Origin of the sequence: Clostridium sp. BSD9I1 (assembly GCF_900185645.1) — a bacterium.
In the GTDB taxonomy this organism is placed as follows: Bacteria; Bacillota; Clostridia; order Clostridiales; family Clostridiaceae; genus Clostridium_AK.
The window spans coordinates 139,021-159,734 of the sequence record NZ_FYAM01000027.1; the positions used below are offsets into that span (position 1 = coordinate 139,021).

The following is a 20,714-nucleotide window of genomic DNA, read 5'->3' on the forward strand; positions in this document are numbered from 1 at the left end:
TATGGCACTAAACAATGCAATGACTGCTGATTTTTTACGTTCGGCATATGGTGGAGAAAGTATGGCACATATGAGGTACCTTATATGGGGGGAATATGCAGAAAAGGATGGGTTCCCTAATATAGGAAGGCTTTTTAAAGGAGTAGCATATGCAGAATGGGCTCATGCTAAAAATCACTTTAATGTACTTAAAGAGCAAGTAGGAGATAGCACGGTTGCAGCGGGAGCAGTATTTGGTCATACTAATATAGTTGATAATCTTCAAGGAGCAATTAACGGAGAACTTCATGAAGTAGATCAAATGTATCCAGTATACCTTGAAACTGCAAGATTTCAAAATGAAAAAGATGCTGAAAAGGCATTTCATTATGCTCTAGAAGCTGAAAAAATTCATGCTAAGCTATTTCAAGACGCTCAGGATAAAGCTAAAGAAGGAAAAGATATTGAAATAGATACTATTTATGTATGTCCAGTTTGCGGATATACAGAAATTGGGGACAATGTGGAAAAGTGCCCAGTATGCGGTGTAAAAAAAGATATGTTTAAGGCATTTTAAAGTGAGGCACGTTAAGGATTGTGAAAAAGGCAATCTTTAGCGTGTTTTGTTTTATTGATATTAAAGTTATAAAAGTCATAAGAATAGATAATCTATTTTTATGACTTTTTTGTATGAAGATTGGTCAATAATAAAAATATACATAAAATTAATAAGCGATATTGTTCTATTTTAATTTTATAAATAATAAGAATGTATTATTTAAAGATATTAAACTAGGGGGTAAGTTATATGAAGAATAAGTTTTCAAAGTTATATTTAGAGCTTGTAGAGTGGAGAGATGATGAGATTAAGTACGGGCATATGGAAAAAGCTAAGAGGATTCAAAAGGTAATAAAAAGGAAAAAGGCAATGATTAAATTATATATAATAAATTCACTTAAAAGCTAGAATAATAACAAGAGATTTAGCATATTATTTTGTATAAGGCATTTGTAAAAAGTAGAGTCACCTCGGGGATAAAAAAAGGGGGAGAATACGTATGAAAAAGACATTAGCATTACTTATGAGTGTAATAGTATCAGGAGCAATATTTATACAATGTAAGCAAGCTGCTGTTAGTACAAGTAGTAATATAGCAGAGATAAGCAGTGAGGAAAATAATATATCAAAAGCTCAGCAAGCGGCAGAAGAGTTTGTAAAGGAATACTTCACATACAATCCAAGTACTATTGGAGAGGTGCTGGACAAGTCATCTTCTTATTTTTTAAATCCAAAGGATATCTTAGATGGAAAGGATTTTCAAGTGAAAATCATAAAATCAAAAAATGAAGTATCCACATATATTTTATCTACGCTTGGCAGCAAAATAGAGGAAAACATTAAAATTGATAACAAAGAATATAAGTCATATGTATTAAATTTTAAAATTGATTATATTTTAGATGGCAAACCTATTTACCAAGAAATTAAATTAAGAATGGTTAATAAAGAGGAAAAGTGGGTCATAGCTAGTTACGAATATAATGTGCTTCCTGAAATAGAAAAAGCAATGAAAGAAGGAGAAGATTTTGCAAAAAAGAATAAGGGAAAGCTTCCCTCTGAGTCATTTGCAAAAACACATCCTGTTGAATGTGGAATATATTATATAGCAAGTAAGTTTCAAAAGGAGTATATAGATCAATATGGGATTGAATTTGAATTTTATAATATCATAAATGATAAGGATTTTGAGTTAGTATTTAAAGTTAATAAGGACAATAAGGAAGAAATACAAATTATATATGTAACAATGCAAGATGATAAAAGTTATAAGGTTGTTAGAGAGAAGACTATAAAATAAAGTTGTGTAGCAAAAAGTTGCTTCGCAACTTTTTTGTTTCTATAAGAGAATGCAATATAATGATATTCCAGATCAAAGAAATTTTCGGTTCTTAATTAGCATATAGCTAGTATGAAAGTTTCATTGATTTTATAATTTCCAAAGAGTATAATTTTTTTATAGAAAGCTGTCTTATAGATGGCTTTCATACATATTAGGGCATAAACATAAATCATTAATTATAAATAATGGGGGAAGAAAGTATGCTTAATGAAAGACTTTCAAAGCAAATACAGTTTATTTTAGAAATTGATAAATTAAAACATATCTTTAGGCAAAATATTGTTACAGGAACAACAAGAAATGAAAATGATGCAGAACATTCATGGCATTTAGCTATTATGGCAATGATGCTTTATGAGTATTCAAGGGTACCTGTAGATGTATTACAAGTAATTAAAATGGTTGTAATACATGATCTTGTTGAAATTTATGCAGGAGATACATATTGCTATGATAAAAAGGGCTATGAAGATAAAGCAGAAAGAGAAGAGAGAGCCGCTGAAAAGCTTTTTGGAATGTTACCAGGGGATCAGTCAGAGGAAATTTGGAATCTTTGGCGTGAGTTTGAAGAATTAAAAACTTCAGAAGCTAAGTTTGCTGCTTGTCTTGATAGAGTTCAACCACTAATTCTTAACTATAATACTAATGGCCATACTTGGAGAAGGCCAGGAGTAACTAGTGAAATGGTATTAAAGAGAAATGAATTATTAAAAGAAAATGCTCCTGAAATTTGGGAATATGCAAAGGAAATTATAGAGGATTCTATTAAAAAGGGATATTTAAAACGTTAAAATTAGTGTGATTTTAATGGTTTCAAATTAAACTTTGGGGGCTAATTTATGAAAAACTTAGAGTTAAAGTCTTTAAGGATCGTAGAAAGTATATTCATTCTAACCATCATAATATTATTAATTGTCAATCTTGCATTTTATAGAACGATTATACATAAATTTCAAGCTAATGTAAAATCAAATGCAGCTGATGCTGTAAAGGTGATTGATGGAGATAAATTAACTAAGGTTATAAAAAATAAATCTATGAATAGTACTGAGTACAAAAAAATTCAACTAGAAATGATAAAATGGAAAAATGATAAAGATGTAAAATATTTTTATACAATGTATAGAGAAAGAGATACTATTCATTTCCTAATAGATTCAGCATTAGTTAAGCCAGAACCACTTGGGCAAAAATATAATTTTGAAGAAGAAATGAGGCAAGCGTTTGATGGAAAAGTAACTTACACACCACATCCTGTAAGGGATAATTTAGGTACGTTTGTATCAGCTTATGCACCCATAAAAAATTCACATGGGGAAGTCATTGCAATTGTGGGTGTAGATGTGGATTTTGGAGTATTTAATTATATGAAGTATAAATTTATTATAGATATAATAATTATTATATTTATGATCGCAGTTGCAGTTGTAATCTTAAGAAAGCTAGAAGAGACATCTATGAAACATAAGATTTTATTCGAAAATGCACATGATATAATATTATATACAACAGAAAATGGACAAATTATTGATGGAAACAAAACAGCTGTAATGGAGTATGGATATAGTTACAATGAATTGAAAACTAAAAATTTAAAGAATCTTAGAACACTGGATTCTTCAAAAAGCCTTGGCGATATATATAGTGAAGGCAGCGTTTTTGAAACAATTAACATAAGAAAAGATGGCACTACTTTTCCAGCGGAAATAAGTACAAACTCTATTATTGTAAATAATGAGAGAATAATAATAAGAATTATAAGAAATATAACAGAACGTAAAAAGATAGAAGAAAAAGTTGTATATCTTGCTAAATATGATCCACTTACTAATGTATATAATAGAGCAAGTTTAATGTCTAAACTCAATATAGCTTTAGAGGAAGCTAAAAAACATAAATATATAATTGCGGTTATATTATTTGATGTCGATAAATTTAAGGATATTAATGATACATATGGGCATTGTAAGGGAGATGCTATATTAAAAGTTATAGCCAATGCAGTAAAGAAATCCATTAGGAATACAGATGTTTTTGGAAGATTAGGAGGAGATGAGTTTTTAATAATTCAACAATTTATTAAAGATAAAAAAGATGTAATGTGTCTAGTTGATAGAATATTAGAAAATATTAAGTCTCAATCGATTAATTTGAATGAGAATGAGCATTATATTAATATTAGCATAGGTATTAGCATTTTTCCTAATGACGGACATAGCATAGAAGAGCTTGTGAACTGCGCAGATAACGCCATGTATTATACAAAGAAGAATGGCGGGAATTCCTATAATTTTTATGAGTATTCAAAAAAGGTACTCAGATAAAAGTAATTAAACATATTATGTTTTCTGAAAATAAAGCTTATATAAATAAGCTTTATTTTTTTGCAGAAAATTCATGGATTTGTAAGTTTATAGTATAAACGAGAATAAAAGTATAGTATAATAAGATTTGTTAAAATACTAGGGTAATAAAGAAACAATTTATAATAAATGGGGGAAAATGATATGAAAAGTTTATCGGCAAAGATACTAAGACTTATGGGATTTGTATCTTTGTTATCTATGCTAATTTTAATATCTTTAAATTTAATTGTGTTTAGAAATATATTTTCTAAAATGCAACAAAATGCCAAAAGTTATGTTCAGGAAGCAGAGAATATAATAGATTCAGATAAACTGAATAATGTAATTAATAATGGAAGCATGAATAGTACTGAATATAAAGAAATTAGAGAAGCTATGATTAGATGGAAAAATGATAAAGATGTAACATATGTATATACATTATCTAAAGGGGAAGATAATGCTCACTTTATAGTTGATGGATCAATAGTTAACTCTGATGAAATTGGAGAAGAATATCCATTAGAAGATGAAATGAAAGATGCCTTTAATGGACAAGTATCTGTTAATAAAAAACCAATGAAGGATGATTTAGGTACCTTTATATCTGCATATGCACCTATAAAAGACTCAAGTGGGAATATAATTGCTATAGTTGGCATTGATAAGGAAGTATCAGAATATGTCGGTATGAAAAATAAAATTTTATTAGATGTAATAATAGCCGCAGTAATCATTATGGTTTTATCAATAGTCATAAGCATTTTCTTTTCAAAGAAGTTATCCAATAATGTTAATAGTATCAAAGATAATTTAAGAAAAATGGCTGATGGAGATTTAACGGAGGAGCTAGAAATAAAAAGCAATGATGAATTTGAAGTTATAGCTAAAGAAATAAATAGATTTAGAGTAAAGATATCTAAGGCGTTTGAAATTGTACAGGAAGCTTCTAATAAAACTATGGAGGAAACTGAAAATCTTCTAGCACTTTCACAGGAAATGGCATCCTCTTCAGAAGTTGTAGATTGCACTATAGAAGAAATAGCAAAAGGATCAAATTCTCAAGCACAAGAGCTTTTAGGTATAAATAAAACATTACAGGGTTTTGGAATGAAAGTTGATGAAACTGTTATAAGAGTTGAGGGGGTATACTCTGATGCAGATTTAATTAGTATAAGTGCAAAGGAAGGCGATAGAGATTTAAAGGTACTGAGTGAGTTTGTGAGTGATATAAACAGTTCCTTTGAAGATGTAAGAAATAAAATACAGGGGCTTGGTGTTAGGTTATCTGAAATAAATCAAATTACAAATTTAATAAATGGTATTGCTGATAAAACTAATCTTTTAGCTCTTAATGCAGCAATTGAAGCTGCAAGGGCAGGAGAAGCGGGGAAGGGATTTTCTGTAGTAGCTGAGGAAATAAGAAAGCTTGCAGAACAATCAAAAGTATCTTCTGCAAATATTAATAATTTGACCCAGGCTATATACATGGAAAGCAGTATGGTAGTAAAGACTTCGGATAATATGAATGCGAAGCTAGATGAGCAATCACAAGTTCTTGATAATTCAATGAATACTCTAAGAAACATAATTGTAAGTATAGAGAGAATACTTCCTAAAATTAAGGATATAAATGGATATGTTAATGAGATAAACAGTGAAAAGGTAAAAATTTTACAAGGGGTTGAGGTTGCTTCATCAGTGTCAGAAGAAGTTTCAGTATCTACTGGAGAAATAGTAACTTCATCTAAGGAACTAAGTGCTTCATCCAGCCAAGTGGCGCGCTCAGCTGAAGAATTAAGTAATAAAGTAGAAAAGGTTTCAGAATTTATAGGTGAATTTAAAATAGCTTCTAATAACTAAATAAGGTTATTAATTTAAAGCTGTATTTGAGTAAGTTAATACTCATTTATAGCTTTATTTTTATATTTTTGTATTAAAACCATAAAAGGTAAGCAAACTAAAAAGTAGTATTATAGCTCCTAAAATCGGAGGGGTACAAATGAGCATTCTAAGTGAAATTAAAGATAGATTATCTATATTTAAAAATCTTTATGATGTTATTAGAGTTATTAATCCCGTTAATAAAAAGGTTATCTATAATGATGAGAGTTATAATGTTGATATACCTAGCACTTGTTATGAATTTTGGAATAAAAATAGTACCTGCGAAAATTGTGTATGTATAAGGGCTCTTCGAGAAAATGATACTTTCATAAAAATAGAGTATAAAGAAAAAAGAGTTTTTTTAACTATAGCATCACTGGTAAATATTAATGACTGTACATATGTGGTGGAACTAATAAAAGATATAACAATGAAAGCATTCGTTGTACAATCAGAATATAAAAACGTAGAAAAAATTAATGATTTAATTAGTAGATTAAATCATGCTATGATAACAGATCCTTTGACAGGAATTTATAATAGGAGATTTATTGATGGACAGCTATATGTAGATATAAATGAAAATGCCATTAATAAATTACCAATGTGTATAATAATTTTGGATATTGATTATTTTAAGGAAGTGAATGATACATATGGACATTTAGCTGGAGACTATGTTCTAAAAGAGTTTGGGAAACTTATATTGGAATCCATTAGAAAATCTACGGATTGGGTTAGTAGATATGGTGGAGAAGAGTTTTTAATTGTCCTTAATAATACAAATAAAGAAGGAGCTATGGTGGTTTCAAATAAGATAAAGACATTACTAGGCAATACAGAATTTATGTATGAAGGCAATAAAATAAATATCACTGCCAGTTTTGGAGTTTGTTGTTTAAAAGAAGGAGGCATAATAAATGCTAAGGACTTTATTAAATGTGCAGATGAAAATCTTTATAAGGCGAAGAAAACTGGAAGAGATAAAATAGTTATTAGTGAAATTAATGAAGGGTAACAAATGAAACAGATAAGAGGAAAATTTTGGAGTATAATTTATTTAGATAGTAAAATTGTAACATGAAAATTTTAAAATATAGTATTAATCTTAAATACACTACAATGGAGGATATTAATATGGATAAAAATTTTATTAAGAACATTGATTTCGCAAAGACATTAAATTTAGAGAATCTTGTAACCTATCAAGAAGGTCAAGTAATAAGCAGAACTCTTTCTCAAAATAAACACTTGAGTCTAACACTATTTTCCTTTGATAAGGGCGAAGAAATAAGCTCACATGCTTCAGGTGGAGATGCTTTTGTAAACATTTTGGATGGAGAAGCAGAAATAACAATTGGTGAAGAAAAATTTGCAGTTAAAAAGGGAGAATGTATCGTAATGCCATCAGGAATACCTCATGCATTACATGCAACAGAAAGATTTAAAATGATGCTAGTTGTAGTATTTGGATAATAACAATTAAAAGTCGCCTTTTAAAAGGGCGACTTTTAAGCTTGGAGGTTAGTTTTATTTAAAATGTAGGTAAGTTGTTCAAGTTATTTTCATCATTAGATTTAGGAGAAGAAGCTATGGTATTCACTCCATTTTGGTTTTTCTCAACAATTACAGAATCGAGCTTTCCGCGTTTAGCCAAAGCTACTGCTTCTGTAAGGCTTCTTTGTATATTATCGTCTGTAAGTACATTGGTTATATCACCATCATTGTTTTTTCTAATCTTTATTATTTTCATGTTAATTCACCTCTTAGTTTAATTTTTTTCATGGAAAAGATTCTGAAATTTAAAAATAAAATCAGCAGTTAGTTAAATAAAAGTTAAATGTTTATAAATAGTATTCCCAATGAAATAAAAAGTAATAATATTTTATAAATCTCGTATGATATAATAAAGTTCATTAATAACTAATGAAGGGAGATAATCATTATGGTGAAGGCTGTAATATTTGATATGGATGGAATAATAATAGATAGTGAACCACTTCATTTAAGCATTGAGGAAGATATATTTAAAAAACTAGGAATATCTATAGCATATGAAGAACACAATACATTTATAGGAACTACTTCACATTATATGTGGGATAAGATAAAAACTAATCATAATTTAACCGAGAGTCTAGAGGAACTGGTAGAATTAGATAGGAATACATATTTAGATTTTTTAAATGATGCCTTAGATTTACAACCAATAAATGGAGTAAAAGAACTCATAATTGATTTACATAAAAACAATATAAAATTAGCAGTAGCATCATCATCACCATTAAATGTAATAGAAAAGGTACTGAGCTTGTTTGAAATAAGAAACTACTTTGATTACATAGTAACTGGAGATTATGTGAGTAAGAGCAAACCTGAGCCAGATATATTTTTATATGCTAGTGAAAAATTAGATGTAGATCCTAAGGAATGTGTGGTTATAGAAGATTCCCATAATGGGGTTTTAGCTGCAAAGAAAGCTAATATGAAATGCATAGGATACAAAAATATAAACTCTGGGAACCAAGATTTAAGTAAAGCAGATATAATTATTGATGATTTTAATGATATAAATGCAGCATTCATAAAAGGACTGAATAAGTAAAATAAAGATGATTTTATTTAGAAATCAGAATTATAAATCTAGTGGAGTATAACTGCTCGCAAATATAAGGAGGGGAGAAGATTAGAGTGAAGGTAAAACCACAAATAGGCATTAAAAATATTATTAAAAGAATTATAGATGATGAAGTTCCGGCGCTGGCTTCTGAATTATCTTATAGTTTAATCTTGTCCTTCTTTCCATTTTTAATTTTTTTAATGACTTTAATAGGATATCTATCTCTGGATACAGAATTAGTCCTTTGGGAATTAAGTAAAGTGCTACCAGATGGTGCATATAAATTAGTTCATGATACAGTATTAGAAGTTTTGCAAGGCAGAAATGTAAAGCTTTTATCCCTTGGATTTATTCTTTCCATATGGACATCATCTACTGGATTTAGAAGTGTTATAAAGGGTCTTAATAAGGCTTATGATGAAAAGGAAAAAAGATCCTTAATAAAAGTAATAATAATATCTATTTTATGTACTATAGGATTAACTTTTATAATAGTTGCAACATTGTTTTTGTTAGTTTTTGGTGAAGCATTGGGAAGGTTCTTAATGTGGAAGTTTTTCATTTCAGGATCATTTATGTCTTTATGGAATATAGTAAGATATGCTATCATATTAACCTCCATGATACTTGTATTTGCTCTTTTATATAGATATACTCCAAGTAAAAGACTTAGATGGAGGGAAGTAATTCCAGGTGCCATATTTGCAACCATAGGGTGGATAGTTGTATCCATTGGATTTTCTTTTTATGTAAACAACTTTGGAAATTACTCAAGGCTGTATGGAAGTATAGGAGCAGTTATTATACTTTTAACGTGGTTATATTTGACTTCCATTATTATAATGGTTGGTGGGGAATTAAATGCAGCGTTAGCATTCGATAGAAAGGTAAAGGAAAATCCAAACATTTTAAGATAATACATGAAAAGAGTAATATTTCTAACTTTAAAACACCTAAGTTTTTTACATTAGATGTTGCTAAGACAGCCTAAGATTCTTAAAAGTGTTTTAAAGTTAGATGCTTTAGTAAAGAGCTCTTACAAAATTTTTATATTAAACCTAATGAAATAATCTTTTCCTTAGAATATCCCTCCCTAATCCCCTTTACTATTTTTATAGATAAGGAGGTATCCCTAAGAAGTATACATCCAACTAGTTTATTATCTTTAAAGAAAAGCTTTTTATATATCTGATTATCTTCATTATTATAAGATAAAACATCACATTCATCATCAAAATATCCGGAGGAAAAAAGATTTGTATCCATTGAGGAGAAAATTGTAGATGAAACAAAATCTTTAAATATTAACTCATCTCCAGAGGCATTTATACCGGCAACTTTGCCCATTTGAACAGCTGCAGGCCAAATGCCATAGTTTCTACCGTTTAATTCTGCTACATCTCCGCAAGCATATATATCAGGTATGTTAGTTTCCATTTTTTCATTTACTACTACAGATTTATCGGTCTTTATTCCACACTTTTCAGCCAATTCTTTGTTTGCTCTTATTCCAACAGAAAATAATACCATGTCTGTATCAAGGATAGTGCCACTTTTTAGTTTTATATTAGTTACATTATCATTTCCGAGTATTTCAACTAGGGAGTCACCAAGAATTACATTAATGCCGCAATTACTAATTTGATTCTTAAAAATTTCAGCACCTTCTTCATCTAGCTGTCTAGGTAAAAGTCTTTGAAAAAATTCCACTACAGTTACATCAAGCCCTAAATTTTGTAATTCCCATGCAGCCTCAAGCCCCAATAGACCTCCACCTATAACTACAGCTTTTTTAGAATCTTTTGCATAACTTATTATTTCATCTGCATCATTTATTGTTCTTAAGGAAAATACTCCATTTTTGTCAGTACCAGCAGTTGGTGGGATGAAGTTACGTGCACCATTTGCAAGTATAAGTTTATCGTAATTTAAACAAGAGCCATCAGATAAAACTATCTTATTTTCTTTGGTCAGAATACTCTCTACTTTAGTATTTAGTTTTAAGTTTATACTATTCTCTTCAAACCAATTTTTATTTTTTAAATATAATTTTTTATCGGGAATCTCATTAGCAAGATATTCAGAAAGAGAAGGTCTATAATAGCTATAATAACTTTCCTCTGAAATCATTGTTATGTAGGCTTTTGAATTTTTCTGCCTTATAGCATCTGCAGCATAAAATCCAGCAGCGCCGTTTCCAATAATAATAAAAGTTGTACCATTAGTTTTATTGTTCATATGCTCAGCTCCCCATAGTTTAATTTTAACCCTAAGATTATTATACACTAATAATTATCAGATAATGATTAAGAAAGTAAACTTGAAAGAATTTTGTGATAAAAGTTTAATTGATGGTTAATACTGAATAGTTACTAGTCATTATTGAAATTTCACTAAGGTGAAATTTCTTCCTTTAGCCTTTAGCAGGTCTACTTACATTTTTAATGTTAAATATTATAGTATGGGATTTGCATTGTAGAAAGCATTAAACAAGCATTAAAAGCTCTTTATTTCTGATGTCAAAACACCGTTAAGAGTCTTCTACTGTCTGAACGATAGTGAGTTTAGAAGGCTTAGGTGGTTTAACATCAGAAATATTAGAGCTTTTTTACGAAGTGAAGCTTTCCTAAATGAAAATTCCATACTATATATCAACATTATCTTAAAATGTGGTAATTTTTAAAGGATTGACAATAGATTAGTTTGATGATAAACTATCCTTAAAATTTAATAGGAACTTCTTATCAAGAGCGGCGGAGGGACTGGCCCCATGAAGCCCGGCAACCCAGATACATCTGTTTTAATACATTTGTTTTGAAGGTGCTAAATCCAGCAGGTGAATACCTGACAGATAAGGGGAGAAGTGGTAACTTCTTGTGTCTGTCGGCAAGGAGTTTTTTTATTTTGTAAATTAATTTTAAATAGTCATTATGGGAGGATATTAAATGAATAATTCAGTTGAAAGAAAAGGTAAGGCGACAGCATTACTACCATTAATAGTTTTTGTAGCAATATATTTATCAATAGCATTAGTTACTAATGATTTTTATGCTATGCCTGTTACTGTTCCGTTTTTGATTGCTGCAGTGGTAGCGTTACTTATGAATAAAAAAGAAAGTATAAATGACAAAGTTGAAATATTTTGCAAGGGAGCAGGAGATTTAAATATTATACTTATGTGCTTAATATTTATCTTAGCAGGAGCCTTTGCACAAGTTGCAAAAGATATGGGAGCAGTAGAATCTACTGTTAACTTAGGACTTAAAGTGCTTCCAAGTAATATTTTAATTTCAGGAATATTTATAATTGGATGCTTTATATCCACTTCTATAGGAACTTCTGTAGGAACAATAGTTGCACTATCTCCGATGGCTGTAGGAGTAGCTGATAAGACTGGAATATCAGTGGCTTTAGTGCTAGGATCAGTAATTGGTGGAGCAATGTTTGGTGATAATTTATCAATGATTTCTGATACAACAATTGCAGCTACTAGAACTCAAGGATGCGAAATGAGGGACAAGTTTAAAACTAACTTCTTTATAGTACTCCCAGCGGCAATTATTACAGCAGTGATATTTGCAGTAATTACATCAGGTAATAATGCTACTTTATCTGGAAACTATCAGTATAGTATTGTAAAGGTACTTCCTTATTTATCTGTACTTATAGCAGCACTTTTAGGCGTAAATGTAATTTTAGTTTTAGTGGGTGGAGTGGCACTTTCAGGTATAGTAGGAATTGCTACTGGATCTATGGGAGTTATAGCTTTTCTTCAGTCTATAGCAAAGGGAATAGCAGGTATGTCAGAACTAGTGATAGTATCACTTGTAATCGGAGGGATTGTAGAACTTATTAAACACAATGGGGGTATAGATTTCTTACTTCATTTTATAACAAGCAAGGTAAAATCGAGAAAGGGTGCCGAGCTTGCTATAGGACTTTTAGTTGCTTTAGTAGATGCATGTACTGCTAACAATACTATAGCTATAGTAACTACAGGACCTTTAGCAAAAAGTATATCTTCAAAATATAATATAGAGCCACAAAAAACAGCTAGTCTACTAGATACTTTTTCATGCTTTGCTCAAGGAGTTATACCATATGGAGCACAGTTATTAGTTGCATCAGGTATTGCGGGCATTTCACCATTTTTAATAATGAAGTATTTGTATTATCCATATTTAATTGGGATATCTGCAGTTATTGCAATAGCATTAGGATTCCCTAAGATAAAGAATATGGAGGCAGGGGCTCTAAAAAAAGTAATTTAATTGATAATTAGAACTAAGTTATTATTTTGAGTGCAAAATTATATTGAATTTTGCACTCTTTTAATTTCTAATATAATATAGAATATGGGAAAATAACATAGTGGGGTGGATGGAAAATGATAAAACTTCAATCAAGAACAAAAGGATTACTGCTTGTTATCATAGGAGCTATGCTGTGGGGAATATCAGGTACTGCTGCTCAATATTTGTTTCAACAAAAGGGGTTTAGCCCTGAGTGGCTTGTTGTAATTCGTTTATTAGTATCAGGAATAATTTTGTTAACATACGCAATCATAAGAGAAAAACAAGACATATGGAAGATTTGGAGATCTAAACATAACTGTTACAGTCTTATAATTTTTAGTGTTATTGGAATGTTAGGTGTACAATATACATACTTTGCTGCCATTAAACATGGCAATGCAGCAACAGCAACTATACTACAATACCTATCACCGGTGATAATTACTTGCTATTTAGCTATTCGGACTAAAAAAGTTCCAAGTATAAGGCAAAGCTTAGCTATTATCTTTGCCATGTTAGGAACATTCCTTATAATTACAAAAGGAAATATCTACACCATATCTATTTCTAAATTAGCATTATTGTGGGGAATTGGTTCAGCTTTTACATCAGCTTTTTACACGTTATATCCCCATCAATTACTTGCTAAATGGGGATCTACACTTATAGTTGGATGGAGTATGCTTATTGGTGGAGTAGCTTTTAGTTTTATCCATCAGCCCTGGAACTTTGTGGGACAATGGTCCATTAATTCTATGGTTGCTGTTATGTTTGTAGTATTATTTGGTACCCTTGTTGCTTTTTATTGCTACTTGGAAAGTTTAAAATATATACAGCCAACAGAAGCAAGCATATTATCCTCTATGGAACCTTTATCCGCGGCGGTTTTATCCGTACTGTGGCTAAGAGTTCCACTTAGCGTTTTAGAATGGTTAGGAATAGTGTCTGTTATAAGTGCTATTATAATTTTATCTAATGTAAAAAAATAGGTGTCTGATATATGTTATACTTAAACTTATTAGAAGTAATATATTGCTAACAAGTGTAAGAGTTGTACTATTCTTTATAGCTACTGCTCTTATTTTATTGGAGTAAATCAATGTAATAATTACATAATTAATAACAAACAGGGGTTTAATGTAAGTTTTAAATCTATTATAATACTCAAATGTAAAATATTACATAAAAAATTTAAAGTAGAAATTAACTTAATTTACACTATAATTCGACATGAAAAAATCCATAAAAATACAGTTATTCCCATTGCATGGATAAGTATTCACTATTAGGAAGTGTTTTTTACCTTCTTTGTCATATTAGGAAAATAACTTGTCCAAACCATGGTTCATAAAATGACAGGTTTCTTTCATCTTAAATGTTATTATATTAATATAACTTAGCGAGTGGAGGGAAATGAATTATGATAATAGTTGAAAATTTATCAAAAATTCATCAAGGAGAAGATATGGAAAAGACTTATTTTTATAGATTGATAAAGGATAAATTTAATCTTAATTATGGAGATGAACTAATAGAAGTACAATCCTATGGAATAGAAATAGAAAGACAGGATAAGGTAGAGGGAAATATAGTAAATATAGAAAGAGATTATATAAAGAATATAAGTCCTCAAAGACATAAAGTACATAGCCTTTTGAAAGTGCTGCATGACAACACTGTGTCACCGATACATCTTATAGATATAGCAGGGGATTATGTAGACGAGTATATTAGTGATTTTGATAACGTATTAAGAGAAATAGCAACTAACTAATAATAAAAAACTAGAGGCCAACAGCCAGGAAGCAGAAATAAAAAAATGGTTGTGGACAGATAACATAAATATAAAATTTAAATTTGATTATTTTATTATAGGGTTTATTATGGGGATTAATTAATATAGAATTAATGATAAAATAGAGATATATATCTCTATTTTATTTTTATATAAAAAGGCGGTGACAAATATGATAGGGGGAACGGGCATAGACATAATTGAAATATATAGAATAAAGAATGCCATGATGAAAAATAATAATTTTATATATAAGATATTTACACAAAGAGAAATTGATTACTTTGCTTCGAGGAAGTTTTTACCAGAGGTGGTTGCAGGTAACTTTGCTGCAAAGGAAGCCATAGCAAAAGCGTTAGGAACTGGATTTAGAAAATTTTCCTTAAAGGATATAGAGATTCTTCGTGATGAACTTGGAGCACCTGTAGCATTTTTACATGAAAGTGCAAAAGAACTTATAAAAGAGACCTATAAACTTCATGTATCAATATCTCATAGTAAAGAAAATGCTATAGCCTATGCAGTTTTGGAGGTGTATTAATATATGAGAATAGGTACTGCAGAAGTTATGAGGGAAATTGATAAATACTCCATAGAAGTTTTAAAAATACCTAGCATAGTGCTTATGGAAAATGCTGCACTTAAAGTTGTAAAAAATATTGATATTGAGAATGTGGAGAATTGCTCCATTATATGTGGTAAGGGAAATAATGGTGGCGATGGGCTAGCGGTAGCAAGGCATCTTTATGTAATAGGAAAAGATGTGGTTGTATTTTTGTTGGGAGGAGAGCAAGGACTTTCAGAAGACTCTCAAATTAATTATAATATACTTTTAAACATGGGAGTTAAAATAATATCTATAAATAATATGGAAGATATAAATGAAATGAGGGAGTACTTAGAACAAGCTGATATTATTGTAGATGCCATATTTGGAACGGGGTTAAATAAAAATGTTGAAGGCATATATAGTGCAGCTATATCTGTAATAAATGAAAGCAATTCCTATATCTTGTCTATAGACATACCTTCAGGATTAGAATGTAATAGTGGCAGAGTACTTGGAAATTCTATAAGAGCTAATAAAACTGTAACTTTTCAGTTATATAAGAAGGGATTTTTGAACTATGGTGTGGATAAATATACAGGAGCAGTGGTAATAGAGGATATTGGCATACCAAAGGAAGCGATTCATAAATTTCATGAAAATGAATATATAATGGATGAGAATTTTATAAAACAAAGCATGATTAAAAGAAATAAGCATAGCCATAAAGGAGATTATGGGAGGGTTGTCATTGTTGCAGGCTCTAAGGGGTTTACTGGGGCTTCGTATATAGCAACGCAGGGAGCTGTAAGAAGTGGAGCGGGACTTGTTACGTTGTGTTGTGATGAAGAAATACAGCCAATTTTAAGTTCTAAACTTATAGAAGCTATGACTTTGCATTTTAAAGATACGGAAAAACTTAAAGAGTTATTAAAGAGCGGCAATTGCATAGCTATAGGTCCAGGAATGGGTAATAATGAAACTACATTGCAGCTTGTAATGGACACTTTATTAAATGCAACGTGTCCTGTAGTAATTGATGCGGATGGATTGAATGTTCTTAAAGGAAACCTGCATTTATTGGAAGAATCAAAAAACAAGGTGATGATTACTCCGCACTTAGGAGAAATGTCCAAATTAACGGGATTAACTATAGAAGAGATAAAACAAAACCGCATGGGAATTGCACAAAGCTTTGCGCAAAAGTATAAGTGTATAGTACTTTTAAAGGGGTATAATACCGTAATCACAGATGGGCATGAAACTATTATAAACCCTACAGGGAATAGCGCTATGGCATCAGGCGGCATGGGAGATGCACTAACAGGCATAATTGCATCTTTCATAGCGCAAGGATACGAGCCGCTAAAGGCAACAAGCATTTCGGCTTTTATACATGGATACACAGGGGAGAAGCTTTCAAAGAAAATGTTTTGTGTAAGTGCAAGTCAACTTTTAGAAGAACTTCCCTATGCAATTAAAGAGCTGATGGAGTAATTGGGCTGAAATTAAGTGATATAATTTGGTTTTAATTAGAATAATGAAATTAAGGCAGGAATAGTATTAATAATAGAGAGTAAAGTTCAGGGGGAATTTTATGAAAAAATTATTGTTAATATTAATTGCTGCTTTTTTTATGACGGTTTTCGCTGGGTGCTATTTCAAAATAGATAAAACTCAGAAAAGTCTAGATTATATAAAATCCTTAAAGAGTTATACTAGTGATGCTCACATTATACTGCAAAATGATAAGCAAAATATAGAATATGATATGAAACAGTACTATAAAAAGAATATGGGGGTTAGATTAGAATTAAATTCGGATAGGATTTATATATGTAAAGGTGATAAAATATATGTGAATGATACTAAAAGTGGATTTAAGTATAGCCTAAGTGGGGAACTTGAAAATATTGTAAGGTTAAGTTCTGTAGGCGAGTATATTAGACTGATTTATACCAATGAAGAAATTAAGACTTATTTTAAAGATATAAGTGGAATTAAATATCAAGTGCTTGAGATATATTTATCGAATCTAAATAGAAATTTAGACAAGGGTAAGCTGTATATCAATACTGAGACTAAGCTTCCTGAGTTTGTTGAAGTATATGATTTAAATAATAAGGTTAAATTTAAAGTGCTATATAAAAATTTTGTGGCAAACGCAGAATTTAATGAAGAGCTATTAAGTACAGAAGCGAAGGGTGGAATTTAAGTGTTCAGACATCTGAGACCAGTATGGGCAGAAATAAATTTAGATAATTTAGCTCATAACATAAAGGAAATTAAAAGAGTAACAAAAGCTAAAGAAATTATAGGAGTAGTTAAAGCTGATGCATATGGTCATGGAGCTTTAGATATAGCTCCGACCTTACTTGACAACGGAGTTACAAGACTTGCAGTAGCTGTTTTAAATGAGGCAGTAGAGCTTAGAAGGGGAGGTATACAATGTCCTATTATGATTTTGGGATATACACCTCCAAATTTACTGGATCTTTTAATAAAGTATGATATAGAACAAACTGTATATTCCTATGATTTAGCAAAAGAAATTTCAGATAAAGCTATAGAGGGAAGTAAAATTGCAAAAATTCATATAGCCTTTGATAGTGGAATGGGTAGAATAGGATTTTTGCCTAGAGAAGAAGATATAAGTGAGGTAGAGAGAATTAGTGCACTTCCCAATATAAAGATAGAGGGGATTTATTCTCATTTCTCTACAGCAGATGAAAAGGATAAAAATTATACGTATGAACAATTGAAAAAATTTAATTGGTTTTATAATATATTGCAGGAAAGAGGAATAGAAATAAATATAAGACATATAGCAAACAGTGCAGCTATTATAGATATGCCTGAAACACATTTTGAAGCAGTAAGGCCTGGCGTTATATTATACGGCTACTATCCTTCAGAAGAGGTGGATAAAACAAAGGTATATTTAAAACCTGTAATGTCTTTAAAAACTAACATAGTCCACTTAAAGAAGGTTCCAATAGGAGAGTATATAAGCTATGGAAGAAAATTTAAAACTGAGAGGGAGAGTATTATAGGAACTCTACCTGTAGGCTATGCAGATGGCTATACAAGATCTTTAGGAGAAGAGGCTAAAGTAATAATAAACGGGAAGCTGGTGCCCGTGGTAGGAAGAATATGTATGGATCAATGCATGGTTGATTTAACAAATGTACCAGATGTAAACTTGGGAGATGAAGTTATACTTATGGGAGAAGATAGTGAATCCAAAATGACAGCAGATGAATTAGCATCTATATTAGGCACTATAAATTATGAAGTGTTATGTATGATAAGCAGAAGAGTTCCTAGAGTCTATGTAAAAGATAAAAAAGTTATTAAAATAAGAAGTTATGTATAAAATTACCAATTGCGTAAATAATAAAAAGTAGAAAAAAATTTTGACATGACTATGATTATAGTAATATAATTGTTCTGTACATATCTTTTGCATAGGTTAATAGGAGGTATAGATTTAATGTCAGATTCAAAAAAGTTGGTAGTAAACCTCTCAGAAACACTTAATAATGAATTTAATAAGGCACTTAAAGAAGATTCCAAAAAAAGAAGTCAATTTATTAGGGAAGCTATAATACTATATATTGAGGAGAAAAAAAGAGCAAAAGAAATGGAGCTAATGAGAAAAGGTTACATGGAAATGGGAAATATAAACCTAGAATTTGCAGAGATGGGCTTTGCAAGTGACATTAGAGAATTAAAAGAATATGAAGCGAAGCTTCCGGAGTGTGATTGGTCCCATGACAACGATAGTGAAAAGAGGAGATATATTTTATGCTGATTTAAGCCCTGTAGTAGGTTCAGAACAGGGAGGCATAAGACCTGTAATTATTATTCAAAATGATGTAGGAAATAAATATAGTCCTACAGTAATTGTAGCAGCAATAACTTCACAGATTAATAAAGCAAAATTACCTACCCATGTGGAGATTTCTTCCGAGGATTATGGTTTAAATAAAGACTCTGTGGTATTGCTAGAGCAAATAAGAACATTAGATAAAAAGCGACTTAAAGAAAAAATTGGACACATGTCTAATAGCGATATGAAAAAAGTAGATGCAGCACTTTTGATAAGTATAGGATTAAATATAGGATTGAAATAATAGTAAGGGCTCGGAGTGAGCCCTTATTCTTATATATAAAACAAACAAATGCTTAAGTATGAATAGCAAACAATTTTTGTAAGATAATAAATATGCAAACATCTCAATAAGTTGATTTGCAGGGACTTATAACTAAGTAAAAGGCTTCTATAAATCATGTGCGGAATTATGAATAGTTATCAAGTAATAAAAGAATGTGGAGAAGGTGTTATTTGTGAAAAAACTTAAAGAATATTTTTTAATTACATTTGGAGTGTTTTTGGTATCTTTGGCTGCGGAGCTATTCTATGCTCCAAATAACATTGCAGCAGGAGGGGTTATAGGAATAGCTATAATTGTAAATCACTTTTTTCCCTTTCTAGAAATAGGGACTATTTCCTTAATGATGAATGGGGTATTATTTATCGTAGCGTTTGTAGTTATAGGGGGAAAATTTGGAGCTAAAACTATATATGCCAGCTTAGCTATGTCTTTGATACTATGGATAATGGGTAAAATTGAGTTTCCGCCAAGTATTATGACCCATGACCTTTTTTTAGCCTCAGCTTTTGGAACTATAATATCTGCAATAGGAATGGGAATAACATTTAATCAAAGAGCATCTACAGGAGGAACGGATATAATTGCAAAGATAATGAATAAATTTATACATATTCCAATAGGCAAGTCACTTTTATGCGTAGATTTCATAGTAACACTATCCTCAGCAATATCCTTTGGAATTGAAGTAGGGATGTATTCTTTATTGTCGGTAATATTTAATGGAATGATAATCGACTGGTATATTGAAGGATTTAATGTCTGTAAGCAAGTTGTTATAATAAGTTCTAAACATGATAATATAAGAAAGTTTATAATAAATGAACTTGATAGAAGTTGTACGATTTTTAAAGGCAGGGGCGGATACAATAATGCTGACATTGATATTTTATATACTGTAATAAATAGAAGAGAGTTTATTAGGCTAAAGGATTATATAAGAGATATAGATAATAGAGCATTTATTACCGTGGGAGAAGTGCATGAAGTTCTTGGAGAGGGATTTCAGGATATTTCTTTAGAGGATTAAGTTAATTAATAGTAAAAAATTAGGAGGAAAGTTTGCCTGGCAAACTTTTTTTATTTGCAAGAATTCAGTTAAGAATAAGGATTTGAGAATTATTTGTTATTAATTACTAAATATTAACTGAAATTTTTATTGTAATTTAA

General features: G+C 30.4%; 22 protein-coding genes and 1 riboswitch. Of the genes, 20 read left to right on the plus strand and 2 right to left on the minus strand.

Translation table 11 applies throughout. The features are described from left to right. Nucleotide 1: 1 nt before the first annotated feature. The 8 genes from BSD9I1_RS17580 to BSD9I1_RS17615 all read left to right on the plus strand — a co-directional run bounded on the left by BSD9I1_RS17580 (nucleotide 2) and on the right by BSD9I1_RS17615 (nucleotide 7,588). Entirely contained in the window at nucleotides 2-556 is a 555-nt protein-coding gene (locus tag BSD9I1_RS17580; protein WP_035309429.1) for a rubrerythrin family protein, read from the plus strand. 231 nt (nucleotides 557-787) lie between these two features. Continuing rightward, complete coding sequence (locus BSD9I1_RS17585; RefSeq protein ID WP_186431401.1) at nucleotides 788-946, plus strand: hypothetical protein; 159 nt, start codon at nucleotides 788-790, stop codon at nucleotides 944-946. A gap of 91 nt (nucleotides 947-1,037) precedes the next feature. Continuing rightward, nucleotides 1,038-1,838 (plus strand): hypothetical protein, encoded by an 801-nt coding sequence (locus BSD9I1_RS17590; RefSeq protein WP_186431402.1) that lies wholly within the window; start codon nucleotides 1,038-1,040, stop codon nucleotides 1,836-1,838. Between the two features lie 242 nt (nucleotides 1,839-2,080). Next, complete coding sequence (locus BSD9I1_RS17595) at nucleotides 2,081-2,671, plus strand: HD family hydrolase (protein ID WP_186431403.1); 591 nt, start codon at nucleotides 2,081-2,083, stop codon at nucleotides 2,669-2,671. A gap of 48 nt (nucleotides 2,672-2,719) precedes the next feature. Then, complete coding sequence (locus BSD9I1_RS17600; RefSeq protein ID WP_186431404.1) at nucleotides 2,720-4,204, plus strand: sensor domain-containing diguanylate cyclase; 1,485 nt, start codon at nucleotides 2,720-2,722, stop codon at nucleotides 4,202-4,204. A 183-nt stretch (nucleotides 4,205-4,387) separates the two neighbouring features. After that, nucleotides 4,388-6,088, plus strand: coding sequence for a methyl-accepting chemotaxis protein (locus BSD9I1_RS17605; RefSeq protein WP_186431405.1), 1,701 nt, complete (start codon nucleotides 4,388-4,390; stop codon nucleotides 6,086-6,088). A 139-nt stretch (nucleotides 6,089-6,227) separates the two neighbouring features. Next, nucleotides 6,228-7,130 carry a GGDEF domain-containing protein gene (locus BSD9I1_RS17610; protein ID WP_186431406.1) on the plus strand — a complete coding sequence of 301 codons (903 nt, stop codon included), beginning with the start codon at nucleotides 6,228-6,230 and terminating at the stop codon, nucleotides 7,128-7,130. Nucleotides 7,131-7,249: 119 nt separating this feature from the next. Further along, nucleotides 7,250-7,588 (plus strand): cupin domain-containing protein, encoded by a 339-nt coding sequence (locus BSD9I1_RS17615; RefSeq protein WP_186431407.1) that lies wholly within the window; start codon nucleotides 7,250-7,252, stop codon nucleotides 7,586-7,588. 58 nt (nucleotides 7,589-7,646) lie between these two features. Here BSD9I1_RS17615 and BSD9I1_RS17620 read toward each other — a convergent pair whose 3' ends face one another. Further along, nucleotides 7,647-7,865 carry a DUF3892 domain-containing protein gene (locus BSD9I1_RS17620; RefSeq protein WP_186431408.1) on the minus strand — a complete coding sequence of 73 codons (219 nt, stop codon included), beginning with the start codon at nucleotides 7,863-7,865 and terminating at the stop codon, nucleotides 7,647-7,649. A 192-nt stretch (nucleotides 7,866-8,057) separates the two neighbouring features. On the opposite strand from BSD9I1_RS17620, the gene BSD9I1_RS17625 reads away from it, so the two are divergent. Continuing rightward, nucleotides 8,058-8,717 carry an HAD family phosphatase gene (locus BSD9I1_RS17625; protein WP_186431409.1) on the plus strand — a complete coding sequence of 220 codons (660 nt, stop codon included), beginning with the start codon at nucleotides 8,058-8,060 and terminating at the stop codon, nucleotides 8,715-8,717. Between the two features lie 86 nt (nucleotides 8,718-8,803). Then, nucleotides 8,804-9,649: a YihY/virulence factor BrkB family protein gene (locus tag BSD9I1_RS17630; protein WP_186431410.1), complete on the plus strand. Its 846-nt coding sequence runs from the start codon at nucleotides 8,804-8,806 to the stop codon at nucleotides 9,647-9,649. A gap of 130 nt (nucleotides 9,650-9,779) precedes the next feature. Here the strand turns inward: BSD9I1_RS17630 and BSD9I1_RS17635 are convergent, their stop codons facing one another. Continuing rightward, nucleotides 9,780-10,970, minus strand: coding sequence for an NAD(P)/FAD-dependent oxidoreductase (locus BSD9I1_RS17635; RefSeq protein WP_186431411.1), 1,191 nt, complete (start codon nucleotides 10,968-10,970; stop codon nucleotides 9,780-9,782). Between the two features lie 500 nt (nucleotides 10,971-11,470). Continuing rightward, a riboswitch (SAM riboswitch) is annotated at nucleotides 11,471-11,590 on the plus strand. Between the two features lie 87 nt (nucleotides 11,591-11,677). Here BSD9I1_RS17635 and BSD9I1_RS17640 point away from each other — a divergent pair. The 10 genes from BSD9I1_RS17640 (at nucleotide 11,678) to BSD9I1_RS17685 (ending at nucleotide 20,574) form a co-directional block, all read left to right on the plus strand. Beyond that, the gene (locus BSD9I1_RS17640) at nucleotides 11,678-13,003 is read left to right on the plus strand and encodes a Na+/H+ antiporter NhaC family protein (RefSeq protein ID WP_186431412.1); all 1,326 of its coding nucleotides are present in this window, start codon (nucleotides 11,678-11,680) and stop codon (nucleotides 13,001-13,003) included. 116 nt (nucleotides 13,004-13,119) lie between these two features. Further along, a complete protein-coding gene (locus BSD9I1_RS17645) occupies nucleotides 13,120-14,016 on the plus strand; it encodes a DMT family transporter (protein WP_186431413.1) in 897 nt (298 codons plus the stop codon). 431 nt (nucleotides 14,017-14,447) lie between these two features. Then, on the plus strand, nucleotides 14,448-14,801 hold the full coding sequence (locus tag BSD9I1_RS17650; protein ID WP_186431414.1) for a DUF6514 family protein: 354 nt from the start codon (nucleotides 14,448-14,450) through the stop codon (nucleotides 14,799-14,801). Nucleotides 14,802-14,994: 193 nt separating this feature from the next. Continuing rightward, the gene (gene acpS, locus BSD9I1_RS17655) at nucleotides 14,995-15,363 is read left to right on the plus strand and encodes a holo-ACP synthase (RefSeq protein ID WP_186431415.1); all 369 of its coding nucleotides are present in this window, start codon (nucleotides 14,995-14,997) and stop codon (nucleotides 15,361-15,363) included. Nucleotides 15,364-15,366: 3 nt separating this feature from the next. Then, complete coding sequence (locus BSD9I1_RS17660) at nucleotides 15,367-16,866, plus strand: NAD(P)H-hydrate dehydratase (protein WP_186431416.1); 1,500 nt, start codon at nucleotides 15,367-15,369, stop codon at nucleotides 16,864-16,866. Nucleotides 16,867-16,966: 100 nt separating this feature from the next. Further along, nucleotides 16,967-17,584 carry a germination lipoprotein GerS-related protein gene (locus BSD9I1_RS17665; protein ID WP_186431417.1) on the plus strand — a complete coding sequence of 206 codons (618 nt, stop codon included), beginning with the start codon at nucleotides 16,967-16,969 and terminating at the stop codon, nucleotides 17,582-17,584. Next, nucleotides 17,585-18,745, plus strand: coding sequence for an alanine racemase (gene alr / locus BSD9I1_RS17670; RefSeq protein ID WP_186431418.1), 1,161 nt, complete (start codon nucleotides 17,585-17,587; stop codon nucleotides 18,743-18,745). A gap of 117 nt (nucleotides 18,746-18,862) precedes the next feature. Further along, nucleotides 18,863-19,183: a hypothetical protein gene (locus BSD9I1_RS17675; RefSeq protein WP_035309459.1), complete on the plus strand. Its 321-nt coding sequence runs from the start codon at nucleotides 18,863-18,865 to the stop codon at nucleotides 19,181-19,183. Then, nucleotides 19,143-19,505 (plus strand): type II toxin-antitoxin system PemK/MazF family toxin, encoded by a 363-nt coding sequence (locus BSD9I1_RS17680; RefSeq protein WP_035309460.1) that lies wholly within the window; start codon nucleotides 19,143-19,145, stop codon nucleotides 19,503-19,505. The genes BSD9I1_RS17675 and BSD9I1_RS17680 overlap by 41 nt, the downstream gene beginning before the upstream one ends. A gap of 214 nt (nucleotides 19,506-19,719) precedes the next feature. After that, nucleotides 19,720-20,574, plus strand: a complete 855-nt coding sequence (locus tag BSD9I1_RS17685; protein WP_035309463.1) for a YitT family protein — start codon at nucleotides 19,720-19,722, stop codon at nucleotides 20,572-20,574. Nucleotides 20,575-20,714 lie beyond the last annotated feature (140 nt).

Excerpts from the sequence above, each read along its gene's own strand:
- BSD9I1_RS17580 (WP_035309429.1), top strand. The coding sequence starts at position 2 with ATGGCACTAAACAATGCAATGACTGCTGATTTTTTACGTTCGGCATAT.
- BSD9I1_RS17585 (WP_186431401.1), top strand. The coding sequence starts at position 788 with ATGAAGAATAAGTTTTCAAAGTTATATTTAGAGCTTGTAGAGTGGAGA.
- BSD9I1_RS17590 (WP_186431402.1), top strand. The coding sequence starts at position 1,038 with ATGAAAAAGACATTAGCATTACTTATGAGTGTAATAGTATCAGGAGCA.
- BSD9I1_RS17595 (WP_186431403.1), top strand. The coding sequence starts at position 2,081 with ATGCTTAATGAAAGACTTTCAAAGCAAATACAGTTTATTTTAGAAATT.
- BSD9I1_RS17600 (WP_186431404.1), top strand. The coding sequence starts at position 2,720 with ATGAAAAACTTAGAGTTAAAGTCTTTAAGGATCGTAGAAAGTATATTC.
- BSD9I1_RS17605 (WP_186431405.1), top strand. The coding sequence starts at position 4,388 with ATGAAAAGTTTATCGGCAAAGATACTAAGACTTATGGGATTTGTATCT.
- BSD9I1_RS17610 (WP_186431406.1), top strand. The coding sequence starts at position 6,228 with ATGAGCATTCTAAGTGAAATTAAAGATAGATTATCTATATTTAAAAAT.
- BSD9I1_RS17615 (WP_186431407.1), top strand. The coding sequence starts at position 7,250 with ATGGATAAAAATTTTATTAAGAACATTGATTTCGCAAAGACATTAAAT.
- BSD9I1_RS17620 (WP_186431408.1), bottom strand. The coding sequence starts at position 7,865 with ATGAAAATAATAAAGATTAGAAAAAACAATGATGGTGATATAACCAAT.
- BSD9I1_RS17625 (WP_186431409.1), top strand. The coding sequence starts at position 8,058 with ATGGTGAAGGCTGTAATATTTGATATGGATGGAATAATAATAGATAGT.
- BSD9I1_RS17635 (WP_186431411.1), bottom strand. The coding sequence starts at position 10,970 with ATGAACAATAAAACTAATGGTACAACTTTTATTATTATTGGAAACGGC.
- BSD9I1_RS17640 (WP_186431412.1), top strand. The coding sequence starts at position 11,678 with ATGAATAATTCAGTTGAAAGAAAAGGTAAGGCGACAGCATTACTACCA.
- BSD9I1_RS17645 (WP_186431413.1), top strand. The coding sequence starts at position 13,120 with ATGATAAAACTTCAATCAAGAACAAAAGGATTACTGCTTGTTATCATA.
- BSD9I1_RS17650 (WP_186431414.1), top strand. The coding sequence starts at position 14,448 with ATGATAATAGTTGAAAATTTATCAAAAATTCATCAAGGAGAAGATATG.
- acpS (WP_186431415.1), top strand. The coding sequence starts at position 14,995 with ATGATAGGGGGAACGGGCATAGACATAATTGAAATATATAGAATAAAG.
- BSD9I1_RS17660 (WP_186431416.1), top strand. The coding sequence starts at position 15,367 with ATGAGAATAGGTACTGCAGAAGTTATGAGGGAAATTGATAAATACTCC.
- BSD9I1_RS17665 (WP_186431417.1), top strand. The coding sequence starts at position 16,967 with ATGAAAAAATTATTGTTAATATTAATTGCTGCTTTTTTTATGACGGTT.
- BSD9I1_RS17675 (WP_035309459.1), top strand. The coding sequence starts at position 18,863 with ATGTCAGATTCAAAAAAGTTGGTAGTAAACCTCTCAGAAACACTTAAT.
- BSD9I1_RS17680 (WP_035309460.1), top strand. The coding sequence starts at position 19,143 with ATGACAACGATAGTGAAAAGAGGAGATATATTTTATGCTGATTTAAGC.